We start from the raw sequence: 22268 nt of genomic DNA on the forward strand, positions 1-22268 counted from the left end.
GAGCCATGTTCGAGAATATTCGTGCTGACCTGCGGGCCCACGGCGGTGACTGGGGCGCCCAGGGTTTCTGGGTACTGCTGGTGTATCGCTTTGGCCGCTGGCGCTATACCGTGCGCCCGGCGCTGCTGCGCAAGCTGTGCTCGTTGATCTACAAGGTGCTGTTCAAATTCGTGCAAATCATCACCGGCATCGAACTGCCGTGCGAAGTGGTGATTGGCCGCAACTTCGTCATCGACCATTTTGGTGGCATCGTTGTCAGCGGCTATGCCCGCTTTGGCGATGACTGCCGCATCCGCAACGGCGTGGTGGTGGGCTTGAAGAATGTCGACGAGCCGATTGCGCCGGTGTTCGGCAACAACGTCGATATCGGCACCGGCGCCAAGGTGCTGGGCAGTATTCGCGTAGGCAACAACGTGATCATCGGCGCCAATGCCGTGGTTCTGGTGGATGTGCCGGACAACTCGTTGGCGGTAGGGGTGCCGGCCACCATCAAGACCAGGCAGCCGGCTGGCACGGCGCCCGTTGAGTGAGGCTTATGGCAACGGTAATCGGTGTGGTGGTCATCGGCCGCAACGAAGGCACACGCCTGGAGCGATGCCTGCGTTCGCTGATGCAAGGCGTGGGCAAGGTCGTGTACGTCGACTCGGGCTCCACCGACGGTTCGCCGCAGTTGGCCCGCAGCCTGGGGGTGGAGGTACTGGCGTTGGATATGCGTGTTCCGTTCACTGCCGCGCGCGCCCGCAACGAAGGCTTTAGCGCCTTGCAGCGGCTGTTGCCGTCGATGCAACTGGTGCAGTTCGTCGATGGTGACTGCGAGGTGGATGCCCGCTGGCTGGCCACGGCGCAGGCATTTCTCGATCAGCACCCCGAGGTGGCAGTGGTGTGCGGCCGCCGCCGTGAGCGCTTCCCGGAACGATCGGTGTACAACCTGTTGTGCGATCTGGAATGGGACACCCCCATCGGTGAAGCCAAGGCCTGTGGCGGCGATGCGTTGATGCGCGCAGATGCCTTCGCTGCCGCTGGCGGCTTCCGCGCTGACCTGATCGCTGGCGAGGAGCCCGAGCTGTGCGTGCGCTTGCGAGGCCATGGCTGGAAAGTCTGGCGCCTGGACGCCGAGATGACCTTGCACGACGCGGCCATGACCCGTTTCAGCCAATGGTGGCGGCGCAGCCTGCGTGCCGGCCATGCCTATGCCGAAGGGGCCTACCTGCATGGGCAGCCGCCAGAGCAGCACTGGTTACGCGAGTCACGCCGGGCCTGGTTGTGGGGCTTGGGCATTCCTGTGGTGATAGTGCTGGCTTGCCTGCTGTTGGGTGGCTGGAGCCTGCTTTTGCTATTGATTTATCCGCTGCAGGCTGTGCGCCTGGCCCGTCGTGGTGGCAAATCGGCGCGCGAGAACTGGCTGCAGGCGGTGTTCCTGGTGCTGGGCAAGTTCCCGGAAATGCTCGGCCAGCTGAAATTCATGCGCCACCGCTTCGCGGCCGGCAAATCGGCTTTGATCGAGTACAAGTGAGAGAGACCCATGATGCTCGGCGCCCTCGTGAAAAGCGTGTTTACCCTGCAACCGGGCTACTCGTTGCGGGCATTGAACAACAAGTACAAGTTGACCCGAGAGATTGTCAGGCAATGGCCTGAGCTGAATGCCTTCATGCAGCGCATGACGGCGGCGCTGGGCCAGCAGGGGCTGCAGCGGCTGGGTGTGGATTGCATCGGCGTGGTGCAGTGGCCTTACCTCAGCAAATGCTGGGAGGCCCCGCAGCGCCTGGAGGTGGTGGCTTCGCACTTTGAAGTGCTGGCCGGGCAGTTTCCGGCGCTGTTGCTACTGGGGCGGGACGAAAGCCTGACGCTGTGCGAACTGGCCAGTTATTCGCCGGGCTGCCGCCTGGTGCTGGACCGGCCGATCTGGTTCAAGCGCGAAGGTGAACTGGTACTGAACCTGTTCCAGGGCGACCTGCGCGTGGCGTCGTTGGCGTTTACCCTGTGCCGCGATCAGGGGGGGCTGTCGATGTTCATCGGTGCCGTCCAGGGCATTCACAAGGGCATCGACAGTGAAACCTCGCTGGCCATCTACCGTGACCTGACCAAGGACTTCGAGGGGCTGCGCCCGCGCAGCCTGCTGCTCGAAGCGTTGAAGTGCCTGGCCCGCATGCTGGGCGTTGCGCACCTGTATGCCGTCAGCGATGCCTGCCGGCACCATCGCCACCCGTACTTTGGCAGCGACAAGGCCCAGGATCTGGCGGCCAATTACGACGTCATCTGGCAGGAAAATGGCGCTACGGCGTCGAACCGCGACGACTTCTTCACTGTCCCCCTGGCACCGGCACAACGGGCCGAGCAGGACATCCCGGCCAAAAAGCGTGCGATGTACCGCCGCCGCCAGGCGCTGCTCGACGATGTTTTTATTCGCCTGCAGGCCGCATTGCCGGGCAGCGGTCACAACCTTGGACTACAAGGAAAACAGGGGGATGCATTTGCTGTGAGTGCATCGGCAGTAGACAGACCACCCGTAGTCGACAGCCTGAAGTGAAGGTTGCCAGGGGAGGCCGGTCATCAAGCGGGTTGGGATCTGGATTCGTATGCGCATTGCTTACTTCATCAATCAGTACCCGAAGGTCAGCCACAGTTTCATCCGCCGCGAGATCCTGGCGCTGGAGCGTCAGGGTGTAGAGGTGCAACGCATCGCCCTGCGGGGATGGGACGCCGAGTTGCAGGATGCCGAGGATACGGCCGAGCGCGACAAGACCCGTTATGTGCTGCGGGCTGGTGTAAAGGGCTTGCTCAGGCCCACGTTACAGGTGCTGCGAGCACAGCCCGGGCGGTTTTTCCAGGCCCTGTGGCTGGCCATGCGCCTTGGCCTGCGCGCCGACCGCGCCTGGCCCTACCACCTGGTCTACCTGGCCGAAGCTTGCCAGGTGCTGCAGTGGCTGCAGGCCAGTGAGGCGAAACACGTGCATGCCCATTTCGGCACCAACTCCACCGAGGTGGTCATGCTGACCAACCAGCTGGGCGGGCCGACTTACAGTTTTACCGTGCATGGGCCGGAAGAGTTCGACAAACCGCAGTTCCTGCACATGGGTGAAAAGGTGCGGCGAGCCGCCTTTGTCGCAGCGGTCAGTTCTTACGGGCGCAGCCAGCTGTTCCGCTGGGTGGCGCACGAGCATTGGCCCAAGGTAAAGGTGGTGCATTGCGGCTTGGAGCGGGGTTTCCATGAGGTGGCGCCGGTCGATGTACCGTCGGTACCACGGCTTGTTTGCGTGGGGCGCCTGTGCGAGCAGAAAGGCCAGCTGCTGTTGCTTGAGGCGGCGCGTCAGCTTGCTGCGCAGTCGATTGACTTCGAACTGGTGTTGGCGGGTGACGGTGAAATGCGCCAGCAGATCGAGGCCCTGATTGCCCGGCATGGCTTGCAGCAGCGCGTACGCATCACTGGCTGGATCAGCAGTGCGCAGGTGCGCGAAGAAATCCTTGCCGCCCGCGCGCTGGTATTGCCCAGCTTCGCCGAAGGCCTGCCGGTGGTGATCATGGAGGCCATGGCCTTGCGCCGGCCCGTGCTGACCACCTATGTGGCGGGCATCCCCGAGCTGGTGCGCCCGGGTGAGAACGGCTGGCTGTTCCCCGCTGGCGCCGTCGACGAGCTGGCTGAAGCCATGGCGGATTGCCTGTGCCAACCGGCCGACGTGCTGCAGCGCATGGGCGAGGCCGCCTACCAGCGTGTGCTGCAGCGGCATGATATCGACACCGAAGCGGCCCGGCTGGCCGCTTACTTCAAGGCATCCGCATGATAAGTGTATTGAGTTGGTTACTGGGCCTGCTGACGGTCATCGTCCTTGCGCCTGTGTCGATTTTTTTTGTACAGATGCTGCTGGCATGTCTGCCACCACGCTCGCAGTACCTGGGCCATAGTCTGCGCCCCCGGGTGGCGGTGCTGGTACCTGCCCACGATGAGGCTGCGATCATTCGCGCAACGCTGGCGAGCATAGCCCCGCAATTGCTTGAGGGTGACCGCTTGCTGGTGGTGGCAGACAACTGCACCGATGACACCGCGCAGCTGGCCCGCGACGCCGGCGCCGAGGTTGTGGAACGCTTCGACTCGGTGTTGCGTGGCAAAGGCTATGCGCTGGACTTCGGCGTGCGTCACCTGGCTGAGCAGCCTCCCGAGGTGGTGATTGTGGTGGATGCCGATTGCCAGGTGGGTGAGGGGGCGATTGACTGCCTGGCGCGTCGCTATCACCAGACCCAGCGCCCGGTACAGGCGCTGTACCTGATGCGTGCGCCCGTGGGTGCCGGGCTGAAAGTGCAGGTCGCCGAGTTTGCCTGGCGGGTAAAAAACCTGGTGCGCCCGCGCGGGTGGGCGAGGCTGGGCTTGCCCTGCCAACTGATGGGTGCGGGCATGGCATTCGGTTGGCACGACCTGACCTTGATCAACCTTGCCAATGGGCACCTGGTAGAGGACGTGAAACTGGGCCTGGACCTGTGTCAGCAGGGCAAGCCTCCCGTGTTCTGCCCTGAGGCATTGGTCACCAGCCAGTTTCCTGCCAGCCAGCAAGGCCTGAACAGCCAGCGCACCCGCTGGGAGCATGGCCACCTGGGCTTGATGCTGGCCGATGCACCCAAGCGTGCGTTGGCCGCCGTGACCCAAGGCAATGGCAGCTTGCTGGCGATGACCCTCGACTTGCTGGTACCGCCTTTGGCGTTGTTGGTGCTGACCTTGCTGGGGCTCAATCTGGTGGCTTGGCTTGCGTACTTGCTGTTCGATGTTGCCGCGCCAGCGTGGATCGCCCTGATAGCGTTGGGCATGCTCAGCCTTGCGGTTTTGCTGGCTTGGGCGCGCTTCTGCCGTGAGCTGATCCCGTTTTCTGTCTTGCTTTACGCACCGTTCTACGCGGCAAAGAAAATCCCTTTGTACCTGGGGTTCCTGATCAAGCGCCAGGTCGAGTGGGTGCGCTCAAAACGGGATGATGACTGATGGCACTGTGGCAATGGCAGAATCGCTGGCAACGCATAATCGACGCGCTAGAGGTGGTGCCCGACAGCGGCGCGGCACAGCGCCTGCTCGACAGGCTGGCTGCCCCGCAAGCCGCAACCGTGCTGGGCTTCGTCAATGCCCATGCGATGAACCTGGTGGTCCGTGACGGCGCCTACTGCCAGGCACTGTCGGCAGCCGACGTGTTGCTGCGCGACGGCTCTGGCATGGCCATCCTGTATCGGCGCCTGGGCCTGGCACCCGGGCTTAACATGAACGGGACTGACTTCATTCCCAGGCTCATGGCCGCATACCGTGGGCGCAAGGTCGCATTCTGGGGCACCCGACAACCCTACCTGAACCAGGCCGTGCAGCGGTGTGAAGCCGAGTTTGGTGTAGTACCCGTGTCGGTTCATGACGGCTTCGCCAGCCTCGAAACCTACCTGCGGCTGGCCCGTGAGCAGCAGCCCGAGTTGATCGTGCTGGGCATGGGCATGCCCAAGCAGGAGGCAGTGGCGGCCAGGCTGGCAGCCGTTGGCGGGCCGTGCCTGATCGTGTGTGGTGGGGCAATCCTGGACTTTCTCGGCGGCAAGGTCAGCCGGGCACCGCCTTGGCTAAGGCGGCTGGGGGGAGAGTGGGCGTACCGGCTGTTGCGCGAGCCAAAACGCCTGTTCATGCGCTATGTGGTGGGCAACCCGCTGTTCCTGCTGCGCACGCTGCTTTACCGCAAGGCCGCCGATTCGGCCAGGGGCACTGTGTGATTCGGCCAAAATCCGCGCTGATGGCGGGTGGCTGCTACAGTGAGAGCAGTGGCTTGGGGGCTGCACGATCTTGCTTATCTGGCGTTGTACACGCTGTTTTCAAGACTTGATGCTTGATGGAAGGCACTGGCTACGCTCACACAGATGAGGTCTGAAATGGTTTTCGAACCCAGAAGCAGTCGTTCCTTACTCCAAAGAAGAAGCAGCGTAAGTAACGCCATTCAGGCAGGGCTCGATGGCATTGCAGTCACCGGTATTGCCTGGTATCTCATCTACGACCAGTTTGGTTACATTACCTCCGATTATGTAATCATGCTGCTGTTGCTGATTGGCGCACTGGCCGTCATTTACGACCATTATGCGATCTACCGCACCAATGTCGGGCTTTCGATCAAAGCCTTCCGCCTGTTCAAGGCCTGGTCGGCAACGTTCTGTTTTCTCGTGGTCATGGCCTTCCTGACCAAGCAGAGTGAAACGTACTCGCGGTTGTTGGTGGTGCAGTTGTTCATCATTGGCTACATCGCGCAGTTGTTCCTGCACTTTGCCGTACGTGAACTGCAAAAGCGGTTTACCGCCCATGCGCGCCTGGATAACGCACTGATTATCGGCGACGGCGACCTGGCGAATTTTCTTTATCAGAAAATCAGCAACAACCCCTGGTTTGGTGAACGGGTATTGGGGTGCGTACTGCTCGGCAAGGGCGACGGGCAGGGGCGTGACAACGGCGAGGGCAAGCAGCGCCTGCCTGTGCTGGGGCACATTGCAGACCTGGATGAAATCGTCGCCCAGCATGGTATACGCACCGTTTACCTGGTTACGCCGCTCGGTGGCTCCGAGGTCATCAACGATGTGTACTTCAAGCTGCTCGACAAGTGCATCGCGGTGAACTGGGTGCCGGATATCTTTTCGTTGCGCCTTATCAACCACAGTGTGCGTGAAATTGCCGGGATTCCTGTGCTGACCTTGTCGGAAACGCCACTGACGGGCATGAGCCTTTTCCTGAAAAACCTTGAGGACAGGGTGCTGGCTGCAGTCATTCTACTGTGCGCTTCGCCTGTATTGCTGACGGTTGCGCTGGCCATCAAACTCACCAGCCCCGGGCCGGTGTTCTTCCGCCAGGAACGCACGGGCTGGACCGGGGAATCGTTCCGGATCTGGAAATTCAGGAGCATGCATGTCCACCAGCCCGAAGGTGGTGTGGTCAAGCAGGCACAGAAGAATGACCCGCGGCTTACCCGGATTGGCGCCTTCATTCGTCGCACCAGCCTGGATGAATTGCCACAGCTGTTCAATGTGCTGACCGGGGAAATGTCGCTGGTCGGGCCGCGACCGCATGCGCTGCAGCATGACACTTTGTATTCCCAGGACATCGTTGATTACTTTGCCCGCCACAACATCAAGCCCGGCATGACCGGCCTGGCCCAGGTACGTGGTTTCAGGGGAGAGACCAAGGATATCGAGCAGATGATCCAGCGGGTGGACTCGGACATCGAGTACATCAACAACTGGTCGCTGTGGCTGGACTTCGTGATTCTGGTTCGCACCCTTAATGCCTTTACCGGCAAGCAGGCTTACTAGTTATTGAAAGCTGGCGAGATCCCTGTAGGAGCGGCCTTGTGTCGCGATGGGGCGCGAAGCGGCCCCAGATATTTGCACAACTGCAGAAATCGCCGGGGCTGCTTCGCAGCCCTTTCGCGACACAAGGCCGCTCCTACACCGTCCGTGTACAGGCTGGCTATTCCTTGTTCAGCGGGTGCAATTCCCGGAACCCCCGCGCTTCCGCCACCAGCCAGTCATGCACCGCCCGGGCCCCAGGCTGGTTCAACCCGCCTGGCGGGTAATGCACCACGTAGCGTTTGTGGTTGGCGATCGGCACGCCGAACGGCACGATCAATGCGCCGCGCTCCAGCTCGTCATTCAACAGTGTGCGGCGGGCGATCGCTACGCCGATACCGGCGATGGCCGCTTCGATGGTCAGGTGGTTGCGGTTGAAGGTGTGCCCACGCCGCACATCCAGGCCGGCGGCGCCAATACCCTCCAGGTAGAACTCCCACTCCGCATACTCCGAACTGCCACGCCACGCCGTGATGTCGTGCAGCAGCGGGTAGTGCGCGAGGTCCGCCGGCCCATGCAGCGGCGGGCGCCCGCGTAGCAGGGTAGGTGAGCACACCGGAAAGATCTGCTCGTCCAGCAGCGGTGTCGAGAGCATGCCAGGGTAGCTGCCATCGTTCAGGTCGATAGCCAGGTCGAAATCGCCTGGGGTCAATGCCTGGGCACTGTCCTCGGCCACCAGGCGCAGCTCGATGTCCGGGTAACGCTGCTGAAAACGCGGCAGGCGCGGGGTGAGCCATTTGGCCAAAAAAGACGGGATCGAGCGCACGCGCAAGGTGCCGCGGATTTCACCGGCATCCAGGCGCAACAATTCGGCCTCGATGCTGCCGTAGGCTTCTGCCACCGTCTGGGCCAGGCGTTGCCCTTCGGCACTCAGCTCCACACCGCGTGCCCGACGCAGGAACAGCCGGTAACCCAGGCGTTCTTCCAGCTGGCGCATCTGCTGGCTGACAGCACCTGGGGTAATGTGCAGCTCTTCGGCGCAGCGGGTGAAGGACAGGTGCCGGGCTGCGCAGGCGAATACATGCAGCCAGACAAACACCTGACCATTGAGTTGTCGTCGCATCATTTAGTACCACTAAAGCCTTGCTTAGAAAGATTCGTTGGTCATTCGTGAATGAGCGCGTCAGTATCGCGCAAAATCGCAATACCGCTCAATTTCTTCAGATAACCGTGCCGTGGATTCATCTCAGGGTACGGTCAGGCATTAGCATGGCTATCAGTGTTTTCGACCTTTTCAAAATCGGCATCGGGCCGTCCAGCTCTCACACCGTCGGCCCGATGCGGGCAGCAGCGACGTTCGCCCAGGCCCTGCGTGAGCAGGGGGTGCTGACGCGGGTAACGCGCGTTGAAGTGCGGTTGTATGGCTCGCTGTCGGCTACCGGGGTTGGCCATGCCACCGATCGCGCCTGCCTGCTGGGCCTGATGGGCCAATGGCCAGACCGGATCGACCCGGCCACCATCGATTCGCGTATCAGCCAGGTGCTGCAGGAGCATTGCCTGATATTGGATGGCAGCCACCCGCTGGCCTTCGAGTATGGCCGTGACATGTTGCTGCTCGACGAAAACCTGCCTTATCACCCCAATGCCATGAGCCTGGAGGCGCTGGACGGGCAGGGCAGCCTGCTGTGCCAGACCTACTATTCAGTGGGCGGTGGGTTTATCGTCGAGCAGGCCGAAATCGATGCCCCTGCCGCCGAAAGCAACGCAGTGATCCTGCCGTATGAGTTCGACAGTGCGGCCCAGCTGCTGGCCTTGTGCAAAACCCACGGTTTGAGCGTTGCGCAACTGATGATGGCCAACGAACGCGCCTGGCGCCCGGAAGCCGAAGTGCGTGAAGGTTTGCTGCGTATCTGGGCGGCCATGCAGGAGTGCGTTCAGAACGGCCTGCGCAACGAAGGCATCCTGCCGGGTGGGCTGCACGTCAAACGCCGCGCCGCGCGGCTGCACCGCAGCTTGCAGGAACTGGGCAAGCCCAACGTGATTGGCTCGACCCTCAGCGCCATGGAGTGGGTGAACCTGTTCGCCCTGGCGGTCAATGAAGAGAATGCTGCCGGTGGGCGTATGGTCACTGCACCAACCAACGGTGCGGCCGGTATTATCCCGGCGGTGCTGCACTACTATATGAAGTTCAACCCCAGTGCCAACGACGCGGATGTGGTGGACTTCCTGCTCGGCGCCGCAGCGGTCGGTATTTTGTGCAAGAAAAACGCGTCGATTTCAGGGGCCGAAGTCGGTTGCCAGGGCGAGGTGGGCTCAGCGTGTTCGATGGCCGCTGCCGGCCTGGCGCAAGTGCTGGGTGCAACACCGCCACAACTTGAGAACGCCGCCGAGATTGCGCTGGAGCACAACCTCGGGCTGACCTGCGACCCGGTCGGTGGCCTGGTGCAGGTACCGTGCATCGAGCGCAATGCGATTGCTGCGGTAAAGGCGATCAATGCCGTACAGATGGCGTTGCGTGGAGATGGCGAGCACTTCATCTCACTTGACCGGGTAATCCGCACCATGCGTGATACCGGGGCGGACATGCACGCCAACTACAAGGAAACCTCGCGCGGGGGTTTGGCGGTTGCATTCGTAGAGTGCTAACAGGCTAGATCAGGAGTAGGGCCGCAAAGCGGCCCTAAACTTAACGAGCCTTCTGCTTCGCTGCCAGGAAGCTGGCACGCATGTCCTTCGCCCAACCATCCAGCACTGGCTTTACGTCATTCAAGGTCAGCTTCTGGGTATCGTTCTCCAGTTCCTGCCCCGTGCCTTTGCGCACCACCTGGGCCAGCACCTTCTGGCTGGCACCATCAAGGAACGCTGCCTCCACGCCGACATCCACTTCCTGATCACGGCCCCCCATGGCAGTGTTCACGCCTGCCGAAATCAGTGCGATAGGGATGACTTCGTAAGGCTTCAGGCCTTCGTTGCTGGTCGACACCGCTGTAATGGCAGGGCGCACCACGATCACTCCCGGGCCTGGCCCCTTGGCCAGCGGCATCACGCTGCCCATTTCACGGCGCAAGGCTTCATTGAAGTAACGCGTGATTTCTTGCAGCGTCTGCTGCGAAATCACCGCCGTTGGCTGTGGCTTGGGGTAGAACTGGCTGGGCTCGATGAACACCTGACTGTACTGGTTGACGTTAACGTTGGGGTCGATCCAGCGCATCACCGGGTCACCCGAAGGGCTCTTGGCTTCCTGCAGGCGGCTGTAATCCTTGAGGAAGCCGGAATAGTCCTTGGGGTCCACGCTTTTGCTGGAGCAGGCGGCCACGGCAAGCAGCGCGGCGCACAACAGGGTAATGCGAGGCAGTGATTTCATGATGGAGGTGCATCCATGAGAGGTCGGCCAGAACAACGCTAGCAGGTGCGCGACAGTTGGCCAGTGGGGGCGTTCAATCTGGACGATGAATTGCGGTGCCTGGTCTGTCTGGCGCCGCAATTCATGTGCTGGACTCACCCCAACGCTTCGCGCAACCGGTACCACAGCATGCCCAGTGCCAGCAGCGGCGAGCGCAGTGCTTTGCCGCCGGGGAAGGTCAGGTGTGGCACGGCGCTGAACACATCCAGGCCATGGCTATGGCCGAGGGCGATACTTTCGGCCAGCAGTTTCGCCGTCCAGTGCGTCACGTTCAGCCCATGCCCGGAGTAGCCTTGGGCGTAGTACACATTCGGGTGCTGGCTCAGGCGCCCAACCTGGGGGAAGCGGTTGGCGGTGATGCCGATCATGCCGCCCCACTGAAAATCGATGCGTACATTGGCCAGCTGGGGGAACACCTTCAGCACCTTGGGCCGCATATAGGCCGCGATGTCCTTGGGGTCGCGCCCGGAATAGTGGCAGGCGCCGCCAAACAGCAGGCGGCGGTCGGCGGTGAGGCGGTAGTAGTCCAGGCCGACCTTCTGGTCGCACAGCGCCATGTTCTGCGGAATCAGGCTGCTGGCCAGTGCTTCGGGCAATGGTTCGGTGGCCACCACGTAACTGCCGGCTGGCAGTACCTTGCCGCTCAGGCGTGGCTCCAGCTCGTCGAGGTGGGCGTTGCAGCCGAGCACCAGGCTACTGGCCCGCACCTTGCCGCGAGCCGTGTGCAGGGTGACGCAAGGCCCGTGCTCGATGCGCAATACCGGGCTTTGCTCGAAAATGCGCACACCCAGGCCGTTCGCGGCACGGGCTTCGCCCTGCACCAGGTCGAGCGGGTGCAAGTGGCCCGAGCCCATGTCGACCAGACCGCCGGCGTACTGGTCGCTGGCGACAATCTCGTTCAACTGCCCGGCACCGACCAGGCGTGTTGCATGGCGATAACCCAGCGCAGCGAGGTCGTCCTGTTCATCCTTGAAGGCAGCGAACTGGGCCGGTGTATTGGCCAGTTCGCAGAAACCCCAACGCAGGTCGCAGGCAATACCGTAGCGGGCGATACGCTCGGCCACCAGCGCCACCGAATCGATGCCGGCCTGTTTCAGGTAACGCACGCCGTCCTGGCCAACATGCCGGGCGAAACCGCTGACATCATGGCCAATACCGCGAATCAGCTGGCCGCCATTGCGCCCACTGGCGCCCCAGCCGATGCGCCGGCCTTCCAGCAGCACCACCGAAAGGCCACGCTCGGCCAGCTCCAGGGCGGTATTGACCCCGGTCAGCCCGCCGCCGACCACGCACACGTCAGCCGTCAGTTCGCCGTCCAGGCTGGGGTAGGGTGCCGCATCGCGCGCCGTGGCGGCGTAGTACGAAGCGGCGTGTTGAGTATTGAAAGACATGGGCGTTCTCGACTCAGCGGTTGGACTTGATCTTGCTCCAGGAGCGGGTCATGACACGCATGATCTTCGGGCTCGGGGTGCTGGAGATGTACAGTTTGTCCAGCACGTCCTGGGGTGGGTAGATCTCTGGGTTGTTGACCAGCGATGCATCCATGTAGGCCTTGGCGTCCGGGTTGGCATTGGCATAGCCGACGGTTGCGCTGACCTTGGCGATCACCTTGGGATCGAGCAGGTAGTTGATGAATGCCAGGGCCTGCTCGGGGTTGCTGGCGTCCTTGGGGATGGCCAGCAGGTCGAACCACAGGTTGCTGCCTTCCTTGGGAATGCTGTAGGCCACTTTCACGCCGTTCTTCGCTTCCACGGCACGGTTGGCGGCCTGGAACACGTCGCCGGAGTAGCCGAAGGCCACGCAGACATCGCCATTGGCCAGGTCGGAGACGTATTTGGATGAATGGAAGTAGGTGATATAGGGGCGCAGCTCCAGCAGGCGGGCTTCGGCCTTGGCGTAGTCGGCCGGCTTTTCGCTGCGCGGGTCCATGCCCAGGTAATTGAGGACAGCCGGGAACAGTTCATCGGGCGAGTCCATGAAGGCCACGCCGCACTGTTTGAGCTTTTTCAGGTTTTCCGGCTCGAACAGCACCGCCCACGAGTCGATATGGTCCACGCCCAGTGCCGCCTTGACCTTGTCGACGTTGTAGCCGATGCCATTGGTACCCCACAGGTACGGCACGGCGTACTGGTTACCGGGGTCGTTCTGTTCAAGCTGCTTGAGCAGCTTTGGGTCCAGGTGCTGCCAGTTCGGCAGCTTGCTGCGGTCCAGCGGCAGGAAAGCACCGGCCTGGGCCTGGCGGGCGAGGAAGTGGTTCGACGGCACTACCACGTCATAACCGGTGCGCCCGGCCAGCAGTTTGCCTTCGAGGGTTTCGTTGGAGTCAAACACGTCATACACCACCTTGATCCCGCTGCTGGCCTGAAAATCGGCCAGGGTGGTGTCACCAATGTAGTCGGTCCAGTTGTACACGCTGACCGAAGGGGTGGCGTGGGTGGTGGTGGCGAACAGCAGGGTGAATGCAGCAGGTATCAGGGCTTGCAGATGACGCATGGGGACACCTCGTAGGTCTTGTTCTTCGAGTTCGGTGCAGGGGGGGCTTTAAGCCCCCCAAGGTGGGTCAAACGCTGAGCATCAGGAACTCGCGCTCCCACGAGCTGATCACGCGCTTGTAGTTCTCGTGCTCGGCCCGCTTGACCGCCACGTAGCCCTGGACGAACTGCTTGCCCAGGTACTGCTGCACGGTTTCGCAGTCTTCCATGTGCTGCAGCGCATCCTCGATGGTGATCGGCAAGCGCAGGTTGCGCCGTTCGTAGGCACGGCCTTGTACCGGCGCGCTGGGGTCGATTTGCTCGACCATGCCCAGGTAGCCGCACAGCAGGCTGGCGGCAATCGCCAGGTACGGGTTGGCATCCGCACCCGGCAGGCGGTTTTCCACGCGCATCGCCTCGGGGCTGGACGTGGGTACACGCAAGCCCGCGGTGCGGTTTTCTTCGCCCCACTCGACGTTGACCGGTGCCGAGGTGTCCGGCAGGAAGCGGCGGAACGAGTTGACGTTGGGCGCGAACATCGGCAGCAGCTTGGGGATGTACTTCTGCAAGCCGCCGATGTGGTGCAGGAACAGCGGGCTCATGCTGCCGTCTTCATTGGCGAAAATCGGCTTGCCGGTGGCGATGTCCACCACGCTTTGGTGCAGGTGCATGGCGCTGCCCGGCTCGTCGGTGATCGGCTTGGCCATGAAGGTAGCGGCGACGTTGTGCTTGAGGGCTGCCTCACGCATGGTGCGCTTGAACACGGTGATCTGGTCGGCCAGGTCCAGCGCGTCTCCGTGGCGGAAGTTGATCTCCATCTGCGCCGGGCCGTCTTCGTGAATCAGCGTATCCAGGTCCAGGCCCTGGATCTCGCACCAGTCGTAGACGTCTTCGAACAGCGGGTCGAATTCGTTGGCGGCATCGATCGAGAACGACTGACGGCCGCTTTCGGCACGGCCAGAGCGCCCCAGCGGTACCTGCAGCGGCAAGTCCGGGTCTTCGCAGCGCTTGGTCAGGTAAAACTCCATTTCCGGTGCGACGATCGGCTGCCAGCCTTTGTCGGCGTACAGCTTGAGCACCTTCTTCAGCACGTTGCGCGGCGACAGCTCAATGGGGTTGCCTTGTTTGTCGAAGGTGTCGTGGATCACGATCGCAGTCGGCTCGATCGCCCACGGGATCTGGTACACAGCGCTCGGGTCGGGGCGGCAGACCATGTCGATGTCGGCGGCGTCGAGCAGGTTGTAGTAGATGTCATCGTCAACGTAGTCGCCGGTGACCGTCTGCAGCAGCACGCTTTCTGGCAGGCGCATGCCACGTTCGTGGAGGAACTTGGCGGTGGGCGCGATCTTGCCACGGGCAATGCCGGTCAAGTCGCTGATCACGCATTCGACTTCGGTGATGCGGTGTTCTTTCAGCCAGGTGTACAGCTGATCGAAGGGGGCGTTCATACAGACCTCTTGGTTGGGTTTTAGTGTGGGAACGTGTAAGCCCGAGAAAGCCGTCGCAGGGTTTCCGGGGCATCACGCTTCCCAGGTGACGCGCTGGAGACTATCTTGGTCGCAGCCCCCCGGGGCAATCTATCCACTTTCTTCAGTAACGAATGCACCAAAAGAGTGCATACAGGACAATGCGTGACAACCGCCAATGCGTTGCAGGTCCAGGCTTTTCATACCACCGACGTTACCGAGCAAGTGCGCGCCACCCCTGGCTGGCAGCAACAGTATCGGCAGATGTCACCCGGGCATTTCAGTGGTGAGCTGCGTTGCCTGGGGCTCGATGGTGTGGAGGTGTACGAAGAGCGGCTGAATACCCGGGTGGAACAGTTTTTCCGCGCGCCGAGCGGTTCGTTGGCGTTCTGCTTCGACCGCAGCGAGAACAGCCTGTACCTGCTGAACGAGCAAAGCCGCAATATCTGGATCACGCCGGAGAACTACCAGGAAGTGGCGGTGGTGTTCGACCAGGCCTTTCTGGCCCGGCACGGGCTGGACCCACAGCGCCTCGAAGGTTTGTTCATGGTGCCGTTGGGCAGCGGGCAGAATGCCTTGTTCGGTAGCTGGCTGAGCGCCACGCTGACGCGCCTTGGCGAGGCGGATTGCCCGCTGCAAGGGCAGGCCCTCGCGGAGCAATTGCTGGAGGACTGCCTGTTCATACTCGACAATGCCTGCCAACGCTTGCAGGGTGTGGCGCTGGGGCGCCGTGACGAAGAGCGGGCGATCATGCGCCGGGTCAGCGAATGGGCAGCCGACTGCCCGGAAGAGACGCTGAACCTGGTGGAGTTGGCAGGGGTTGCCGGGGTTTCCCTGCGCCAGTTGCAGCAGGCGTTCAAGGCATTTACCGGCATGCCACCGGCGCAGTGGCTGCGGTTGCGCAGGCTGAACGGTGCGCGGCGCGACTTGTTGCGCGGTGGTGGCGTGACGGTCGCCGAAGTAGCGATGCGCTGGTCATTCTGGCATTTGGGAAGGTTTTCAGAGAGTTACAAACAGTTGTTCAAGGAGTTTCCCAGCGAGACGTTGAAGCGGGGCAGGGGTTAAACCCAGCATTCCCTACTGAAAGTTGCTATCGTGCCGCCCTGTTTCCACCCGAGGTACCGATGTTTTACCTGCCTTTGCCCAGCGACCAGGCCGACCGCCTCGCCAGCGAACTCAACACCGAATTTTTCACCACTGCCAGCGTGCTCGACGCCGCCGCAGTGCTGTTCGTGCAAAACCTCCCACGCCAGCCCGGCACCGCATCGGCCGACGCACAAGAGCGCCGTTTCGCCGAAATCGTGCGCATCGCCAACGAAGTCGAAAGCGCTGCGCCCGGGCGTTTCCAGGGCCAGGTGGCGCAGCACTTCGATCGCGAAGCCTTTGCCATGGGCCTTGGCATGCTGGGTGAAAACGGCATTGCCCTGTTGTCGGCCGAGGTGGAGTACACCGTAGACGAGCTGCTGGATGCCGAAGGCCAGTGGAGCTTCCAGTTCGCCGACACCTACCGCCAGCGGGCCACACCGCTGCACCCGGTGTACTTGCCGTCCCTGGCCAGTGACCTGATGCTCAGCGATCAGCAAAACCGCCTGCTGCGCGAGTTTCTCAGTGGCATAGACGAGTCGGTGGCCGTGCAGGGCTTCGCCGGCACCGGCAAGACCTTCCTGATTCACCAGTTCGCCCGGCTGCTGGAGCCACAGCGCACGTTGCTGCTGGCACTGACCGAGGGCCAGTTGCGCGCCCTGCAGGCGCGGGTGAAGGACGCTGCCGCCTACACCGCGATGACCTTCGGCCAGCTGGCAGACGAGCTGCTGAACCGCGACCTCACCAGCAATGGCTGGCGCTTGCGCGACCCGTACCGTACCAAGCTGTCGTGGCGCCCGCAGGACGCGCAGGTGGTGCGCTGGCTGTCCATTCCCGACATCGGCCCGGTTGCCGCACGCGATGTGGTTGCCTTGTGCGTGCGCGCCGTGCGCACGTTCTGCCACAGTGCCGACACCCGGCTGCAATTGCACCATTTGCCATGGGCCGGTCCGGGCACCTCGCCGCTGGACCAGGAGGTGCTGCTGGAAAAGGCGAGGTCGTACTGGCAGGAACTGATTCGCCCATCGGCACGAGAAATCCAGCTACCGGTGCGCGACTACCACCGGGTAAAGCTGCTGTCGCTGACCGACTATGTGATCGACAGCCGCTACACCCACGTCATCGTCGACGAGGCCCACGAGCTGTCGGCACCGATGCTTGCCGTGCTTGATCGCAGCCCGCAGTCGATCATTGCGCTGGGGGACGAGCTGCAGAACCTCAATGGCCTTAGCCCACACCATGGAAGCTTCATTCGCCAGCGCTGCATCGACCATTCGCTGCGTGCCGGGCCGGCGATGGACAACGTGCTGAACCCGTTGATTCAGGCGCACCCGGCCGCGATTCAGGCCGCTTTCAGTGGCAGTGCCGAGCACTACACGCGGGTCAGTTTCTTCGATGCCGTGACGGTGCCGGAACAACCCACGGCGCTGATCGTCGATGACGAATGGGGCCTGTTTGGCTGGTTCCAGCGTCTGACACACCAGGGCGTGCCGTTCGTGCTGCTCAAAAGCGCGCGCAAGGACTTCGAATTGTTCGTCGAAGACTGCATCGAGTTGTACCGTTACGGCACGCGGCCCCGGCATCCGATGCTGTTCCGCTATGCCAGCTGGCAGGCGTTGGAGCAGGACAAGGGCGATGACAAGGCCTTCGTTGCCGTGGCCAACATGCTGCGCAAGGGCTACACGCCGGAGCACTTTGCCAAGGCCAAGAGCCGTTACCGTTGGGACAAGGCACCCAAGTTGTTCCTGGGGCGGGTAAGGGACGTGAAGAACATGGAATTCGCCCGGGTGATGGTGTCGCCGGAGCTGATGGTGGCGCCTCAGGTGGCGGGCAACCGCAATGAGCGGGCGCGGATGCTGGCGGGCTTGTACACCGCCTGTTCGCGGGCGCGGCATGAGTTGATCGTACCGGGAGGGATGCTGGACTGGGTCAAGGATCAGGTTCGGGATTGAGGCCTTTGGGGCCGCTGTGCGGCCCATCGCCGGCAAGCCAGCTCCCACAGGGACTGTATACGACCTGAGCCTGATGCGGTCGAAGTGGGAGCTGGCTTGCCGGCGATGGGCTGCAAAGCAGCCCCCATTTACAAAATCAGTTGCGGTCCAGCCAGACCGTCTGGGCATTGGTGAACTCGCGCACACCAAAGTGCGACAGCTCACGCCCGAAACCGCTCTTCTTCACGCCGCCAAACGCCACACGGGGGTCGGAAGCGCAGTAACCGTTGATGAACACGCCACCGGTATCCAGTGCTGCGGTCATGCGCTCGGCCAGCGCATAGTCGGCGGTGTAGATGGTTGCGGCCAGGCCGAACTCGCTATCGTTGGCCAGCTCCACCGCATGGTCGGCATCACGGGCAGTGATGATTGCGGCCACCGGTCCGAACAGCTCCTGCTTGAACGCCGTCATCTCCGGCGTGACGTTGGCGAACACGGTCGGCGCGTAGAAGTTGGCCACGCCCTCGACCTTGTTGCCGCCCAGCAGCAGGGTGGCGCCTTCGGCGAGGGTCGCTTGCACCTGGCCGTCCAGCTCATCGCGCAGGTCGTAACGGGCCATCGGGCCAATGTAGGTGTCGTCTTCCAGTGGGTTGCCCACTTTCAGTTCACGGGTGGCTTCAACGAACTTGCGGGTGAATTCGTCAACGATGCTTTCTTCGACGATCAGGCGCTTGGCTGCCGCGCAGACCTGGCCGGTGTTCTGGTAGCGGCCGATGACCGCAGCCTTGACGGCGGCATCCAGGTCGGCGTCGGCCAACACGATGAACGGGTCGGAGCCACCCAGCTCCAGCACGCACTTCTTCAGCGCGGCACCGGCCTGGGCACCGATCGCCATGCCGGCACGTACGCTGCCGGTCAGGGTCACGGCGGCAATGCGCGTGTCGTTGATGGCGCGGGTGACGCCATCCGGGGTCACGTTCAGCACTTCGAACACGCCCTCTGGCAGCCCGGCATCCTTGAACAGCTCGCCCAGCAGGTAGGCGCTGCCCATCACGTTCGGCGCATGCTTGAGTACGTACGTGTTACCCGCCAGGATCGCCGGCACGGCGCCGCGCAATACCTGCCAGACTGGGAAGTTCCAGGGCATCACGGCCAGGATCGGGCCAAGCGGGCGGTATTCGATACGGGCTTTTTCAACCTGGGTCGGCTCCGGCGCGAGCATGGCCGGGCCGTGCTCGGCGTACCAACGGCACAGGCCAACGCACTTGCTGACTTCGCCACGGGCCTGGGCGACTGGCTTGCCGATTTCGCGGCTGATCATCTGGGCGAAGGCTTCGGCCTTGGCTTCGAGGGTGCTGGCGAGGGCGAGCAGGTACTCGCTGCGCTGACCCAGCGACACTTGGCGCCACTGGCGGTAGCCAACCTTGGCACGTTGCAGCGCCGCTTCCAGTGCGGCGTCGGTGTCGAACGGGTAGGCGCCGATCTGCTCGCCGCTGTACGGGTCGAGGGAGATGGCGTGGGTCAGGCTGCTGATCGCGCTCATGGCGGACACTCTCGTTGTTGTTAATCAGTGACGCCAGACTAGTGGGCTATGGCTTTAATGAAAACTGAATAATAATGAGCGAAACATTCACGTTTGGAGAAAGGCTGTGGACCTGGTGCAACTGGAGATCTTCAAGGCCGTGGCAGAGCAGGGCAGCATCAGTGCCGCCGCGCAGCACATCCATCGGGTGCCGTCGAACCTGACCACGCGCATCAAGCAACTGGAGGAAGACCTCGGCGTTGAACTGTTCATTCGCGAAAAGAGCCGCCTGCGCCTGTCGCCTGCCGGTTGGAATTTTCTCGAATACACCCGGCGCATTCTCGACCTGGTTCACGAGGCGCGGTTGACCGTGGCCGGTGAAGACCCGCAGGGCACCTTCGCCCTGGGCTCACTGGAAAGCACCGCGGCCGTGCGCATCCCCGCGCTGCTGGCGGCCTACAACCAGCGCTATCCCAAGGTCGATCTGGACCTGTCTACCGGCCCTTCGGGCACGATGCTGGAAGGCGTGTTGTCGGGTCGCCTGGTGGCAGCGTTCGTCGATGGCCCGGTGCTGCACCCGACACTGGAGGGCATGCCCGTGTTCGAGGAAGAGATGATGGTGATCGCCCCGCTCAACCATGCCCCGGTCACCCGTGCACAGGACGTGAACGGGGAGAGCATCTACGCCTTCCGCGCCAACTGCTCCTACCGCCATCACTTTGAAAACTGGTTCGTGCAGGACCAGGCGGTGCCGGGCAAGATCCACGAGATGGAGTCTTACCACGGCATGCTGGCCTGCGTCAGCGCTGGCGCAGGCCTGGCCATGATGCCGCGCAGCATGCTCGACAATATGCCCGGGTGCAGCACCGTCAGTGCGTGGCCGATGTCGGAGGATTTCCGCTACCTGAAAACCTGGCTGGTGTGGCGGCGGGGCACGGTATCGCGCAGCTTGAGCATGTTTGTGAAGCTGCTTGAAGAAGCACGCACAACATCCTGATATTCATATAAATTTATGTTCGCTTCATGCGTTAGTGCCGAATATCACGACGGTAACCACACATCGGCACGAACACCGGTACGCCTGAAGGATCAGATACTAGGTAAGCCATCCTCTAAAGGAGGGTCGTACCATGCGTAACCATCACTATGCCCTCGGTGCGGCGCTGCTGGTCGCCTTGGCCCTGCCATGGACCTTGGCAGCCGCCGCCAACCTCAATGCCCCCATCGATATGCAGGCCGTTCAGTTACAACCACAGGAACAGAACGGCGTGCGCTTTCTCCAGGGAGGCATCGGCCAGGATGAGGCCAACGCCCTGCGCAAGACCCCAGGTTACGACTTGCATGTAGAGCTTTCTACGGGGCCGGAAGGCAAGTTCCAGAGCGGTGCCAATGTCGATATCCAGAGCGCTCAGGGGCAGCCCGTGCTCAGCGTCATGGATGCCGGGCCGCTGCTGTATGTGCAGTTGCCGCCTGGCAAATACAAAGTCACCGGTAACGCTCAAGGGCAGACAGTGCAGCAAATGGTGACTGTTAACGGAAAGGCCCCTACGACGGTGAGCCTTAACTGGCGTTAATGGATAACGGGCGGGAGTACGCATGTACTCCTGCCGGGTCGGAGCACATCGCCATGAGCCTGAGCCTTCAACTGGAGATGTTGGACGAGCAGGGTTATGTATTGATCCCGGAGGTGCTCGAACCCCTGCGTATCGCCCTGTTACGCTGCGCCATCGATGACCTGCAGCCGATCCACTGGGATTACCAAGGGCTGCTGGAACACTACAAATGCGTGTTCAACCGCAACCCGTTGTGGTTGCCTTTTCTCGACCTCCCACCACTCATCGCACTGGCTGAAGCGGCGTTGGGTACCGATTGCCATGTCATCGGGCAAACCGCCTGGCGCAGCCATCCGGGTTACCCGGGTATGCCTTTGCACCTCGACCACTTGCCCATGCAACTGCCCGGCTGGCTCAGAGAGCGTGGGGACTTCACCCAACCCGCGCAGATTCTGACTGCACAGTTGTACCTCAGCGAGATTGATCACAGCCTGGGGCCGACCTGGATCGTGCCTGGCAGCCACCACGCCGCGCGCTCGCCACAGGCGGGTGAGAACCATTGGCAGGGCTGCGAAGCCGTGCCGGTGCTGTGCAAGGCGGGCGATGCGCTAGTGTTTCGCAGTGACGTGTGGCACAGCGGCGGGGCCAACTGCAGCCAGGCCCGAGCGCGCGACATGCTGCAAGTGCACTACGGCCGGCGCATGGTCGCACAGAAGTTTTCGCCGTACTTGAGCTGGCGTTTCAACCCGCAGGTGCTGGAGCACGCCACATCCCGGCAACGGCGCCTGCTGGGCGAACACGAAGAGGCGGAATACGACTGAAGCCCTGCGCACGGCAAGGCACATCTTAAAGAAGCGAATTAGCCAATAGTGGCAATTCACTTTCAACTTTCTGATTATCTGGACAATAATCAAAAAACTATTACTTCGTGTGACCGGCCTGGAAGTGCCGGGCACCGCATAAAATCGAGGGGCTCAAGCCCCCGCTTGCCGTGTAGACCATCAGGAGAGTCGTTGATGAAAACCCGTCTGGCAGCATCGCTGGCCGCTGCAGTGCTGGCCTTTGCAGGGGCCAATCTGGCCCAGGCCGCGCAGGTGTCCGGTGCCGTTGGCGCCACAGGCCAAGGTGACATGACCTACCGTATTGGCATGTCGTTCGACTGGGACAAGAAATGGCTGGAAAGCAGCACTGGTTATCTGAGCGGGTATTGGGACGCCGCGTATACCTACTGGGAGGGCGGGGACGCCAGTGGCGCACATTCGCTGTCGTTCAGCCCGGTGTTCACCTATGAGTTCAGCGGTTTCACCTACACGCCGTACATCGAGGCCGGCATTGGCCTGGCGGCGTTTTCCAAGACCGACGTGGGCGATCAGCGTCTGGGTTCTTCGGTCAACTTCGAAGACCGCATCGGTTTTGGCTTGAAGTTGCCGGGGGAGCAGAAGGTAGGGATCCGTGCGATGCATTACTCCAATGCGGGCATCAAGCAGCCTAACGACGGGATCGAGTCGTACTCGCTGTTCTACAGCAAGGGTTTCTAGCGGTTTGGGGCCGCCAAGCGGCCCCC

General features: G+C 62.2%; 20 protein-coding genes. 14 read left to right on the forward strand and 6 right to left on the reverse strand.

Annotated elements, in window-relative coordinates; all coding sequences use genetic code 11:
* The first annotated feature begins 5 nt into the window (after window positions 1-5).
* From N436_RS10845 to N436_RS10875, 7 genes are all read left to right on the forward strand, one after another.
* Window positions 6-530, forward strand: coding sequence for a serine O-acetyltransferase (locus N436_RS10845; RefSeq protein WP_105948104.1), 525 nt, complete (start codon window positions 6-8; stop codon window positions 528-530).
* A 5-nt stretch (window positions 531-535) separates the two neighbouring features.
* Window positions 536-1513, forward strand: coding sequence for a glycosyltransferase family 2 protein (locus tag N436_RS10850; RefSeq protein ID WP_105948105.1), 978 nt, complete (start codon window positions 536-538; stop codon window positions 1511-1513).
* A gap of 9 nt (window positions 1514-1522) precedes the next feature.
* Window positions 1523-2527, forward strand: coding sequence for a VirK/YbjX family protein (locus N436_RS10855; RefSeq protein ID WP_105948106.1), 1005 nt, complete (start codon window positions 1523-1525; stop codon window positions 2525-2527).
* A gap of 49 nt (window positions 2528-2576) precedes the next feature.
* Window positions 2577-3779, forward strand: coding sequence for a glycosyltransferase (locus tag N436_RS10860; protein WP_105948107.1), 1203 nt, complete (start codon window positions 2577-2579; stop codon window positions 3777-3779).
* Window positions 3776-4963: a glycosyltransferase family 2 protein gene (locus N436_RS10865; protein ID WP_105948108.1), complete on the forward strand. Its 1188-nt coding sequence runs from the start codon at window positions 3776-3778 to the stop codon at window positions 4961-4963. The genes N436_RS10860 and N436_RS10865 overlap by 4 nt, the downstream gene beginning before the upstream one ends.
* Window positions 4963-5721 (forward strand): WecB/TagA/CpsF family glycosyltransferase, encoded by a 759-nt coding sequence (locus N436_RS10870; protein WP_371920901.1) that lies wholly within the window; start codon window positions 4963-4965, stop codon window positions 5719-5721. Before N436_RS10865 ends, N436_RS10870 begins: the two co-directional genes overlap by 1 nt.
* Window positions 5722-5877: 156 nt before the next feature.
* Entirely contained in the window at window positions 5878-7299 is a 1422-nt protein-coding gene (locus N436_RS10875) for an undecaprenyl-phosphate glucose phosphotransferase (protein ID WP_105948109.1), read from the forward strand.
* Window positions 7300-7456: 157 nt separating this feature from the next.
* Here the strand turns inward: N436_RS10875 and N436_RS10880 are convergent, their stop codons facing one another.
* A complete protein-coding gene (locus N436_RS10880) occupies window positions 7457-8398 on the reverse strand; it encodes a LysR substrate-binding domain-containing protein (RefSeq protein ID WP_105948110.1) in 942 nt (313 codons plus the stop codon).
* A 146-nt stretch (window positions 8399-8544) separates the two neighbouring features.
* Between N436_RS10880 and N436_RS10885 the strand changes: the two genes are divergently transcribed.
* On the forward strand, window positions 8545-9921 hold the full coding sequence (locus tag N436_RS10885; RefSeq protein ID WP_110741005.1) for an L-serine ammonia-lyase: 1377 nt from the start codon (window positions 8545-8547) through the stop codon (window positions 9919-9921).
* A gap of 40 nt (window positions 9922-9961) precedes the next feature.
* On the opposite strand, the gene N436_RS10890 is transcribed toward N436_RS10885, so the two are convergent.
* The 4 genes from N436_RS10890 to N436_RS10905 all read right to left on the reverse strand — a co-directional run bounded on the left by N436_RS10890 (window position 9962) and on the right by N436_RS10905 (window position 14597).
* Window positions 9962-10639 (reverse strand): DUF3313 domain-containing protein, encoded by a 678-nt coding sequence (locus N436_RS10890; RefSeq protein WP_105948112.1) that lies wholly within the window; start codon window positions 10637-10639, stop codon window positions 9962-9964.
* A gap of 134 nt (window positions 10640-10773) precedes the next feature.
* Window positions 10774-12069: an FAD-binding oxidoreductase gene (locus N436_RS10895; RefSeq protein ID WP_110741006.1), complete on the reverse strand. Its 1296-nt coding sequence runs from the start codon at window positions 12067-12069 to the stop codon at window positions 10774-10776.
* Between the two features lie 13 nt (window positions 12070-12082).
* On the reverse strand, window positions 12083-13171 hold the full coding sequence (locus N436_RS10900; protein ID WP_105948116.1) for a polyamine ABC transporter substrate-binding protein: 1089 nt from the start codon (window positions 13169-13171) through the stop codon (window positions 12083-12085).
* Between the two features lie 67 nt (window positions 13172-13238).
* Window positions 13239-14597: a glutamine synthetase family protein gene (locus tag N436_RS10905; RefSeq protein WP_016715275.1), complete on the reverse strand. Its 1359-nt coding sequence runs from the start codon at window positions 14595-14597 to the stop codon at window positions 13239-13241.
* A gap of 183 nt (window positions 14598-14780) precedes the next feature.
* On the opposite strand from N436_RS10905, the gene N436_RS10910 reads away from it, so the two are divergent.
* Entirely contained in the window at window positions 14781-15680 is a 900-nt protein-coding gene (locus tag N436_RS10910; RefSeq protein ID WP_105948117.1) for a helix-turn-helix domain-containing protein, read from the forward strand.
* Between the two features lie 59 nt (window positions 15681-15739).
* Window positions 15740-17650, forward strand: coding sequence for an AAA family ATPase (locus N436_RS10915; protein WP_110741007.1), 1911 nt, complete (start codon window positions 15740-15742; stop codon window positions 17648-17650).
* Window positions 17651-17786: 136 nt separating this feature from the next.
* Here the strand turns inward: N436_RS10915 and N436_RS10920 are convergent, their stop codons facing one another.
* Window positions 17787-19172: an aldehyde dehydrogenase family protein gene (locus N436_RS10920; RefSeq protein WP_105948119.1), complete on the reverse strand. Its 1386-nt coding sequence runs from the start codon at window positions 19170-19172 to the stop codon at window positions 17787-17789.
* Between the two features lie 106 nt (window positions 19173-19278).
* Here N436_RS10920 and N436_RS10925 point away from each other — a divergent pair, with 106 nt between their 5' ends.
* The 4 genes from N436_RS10925 (at window position 19279) to N436_RS10940 (ending at window position 22242) form a co-directional block, all read left to right on the forward strand.
* The gene (locus N436_RS10925; RefSeq protein WP_060499365.1) at window positions 19279-20148 is read left to right on the forward strand and encodes a LysR family transcriptional regulator; all 870 of its coding nucleotides are present in this window, start codon (window positions 19279-19281) and stop codon (window positions 20146-20148) included.
* A 133-nt stretch (window positions 20149-20281) separates the two neighbouring features.
* Entirely contained in the window at window positions 20282-20725 is a 444-nt protein-coding gene (locus N436_RS10930; RefSeq protein WP_110741008.1) for a carboxypeptidase regulatory-like domain-containing protein, read from the forward strand.
* A gap of 53 nt (window positions 20726-20778) precedes the next feature.
* Window positions 20779-21525: a phytanoyl-CoA dioxygenase family protein gene (locus N436_RS10935; protein ID WP_110741009.1), complete on the forward strand. Its 747-nt coding sequence runs from the start codon at window positions 20779-20781 to the stop codon at window positions 21523-21525.
* Between the two features lie 195 nt (window positions 21526-21720).
* Window positions 21721-22242 carry an acyloxyacyl hydrolase gene (locus N436_RS10940; RefSeq protein WP_019096263.1) on the forward strand — a complete coding sequence of 174 codons (522 nt, stop codon included), beginning with the start codon at window positions 21721-21723 and terminating at the stop codon, window positions 22240-22242.
* Window positions 22243-22268 lie beyond the last annotated feature (26 nt).

This window comes from Pseudomonas sp. RV120224-01b, assembly GCF_003208145.1.
GTDB classification, from domain to species: Bacteria; Pseudomonadota; Gammaproteobacteria; order Pseudomonadales; family Pseudomonadaceae; genus Aquipseudomonas; species Aquipseudomonas monteilii.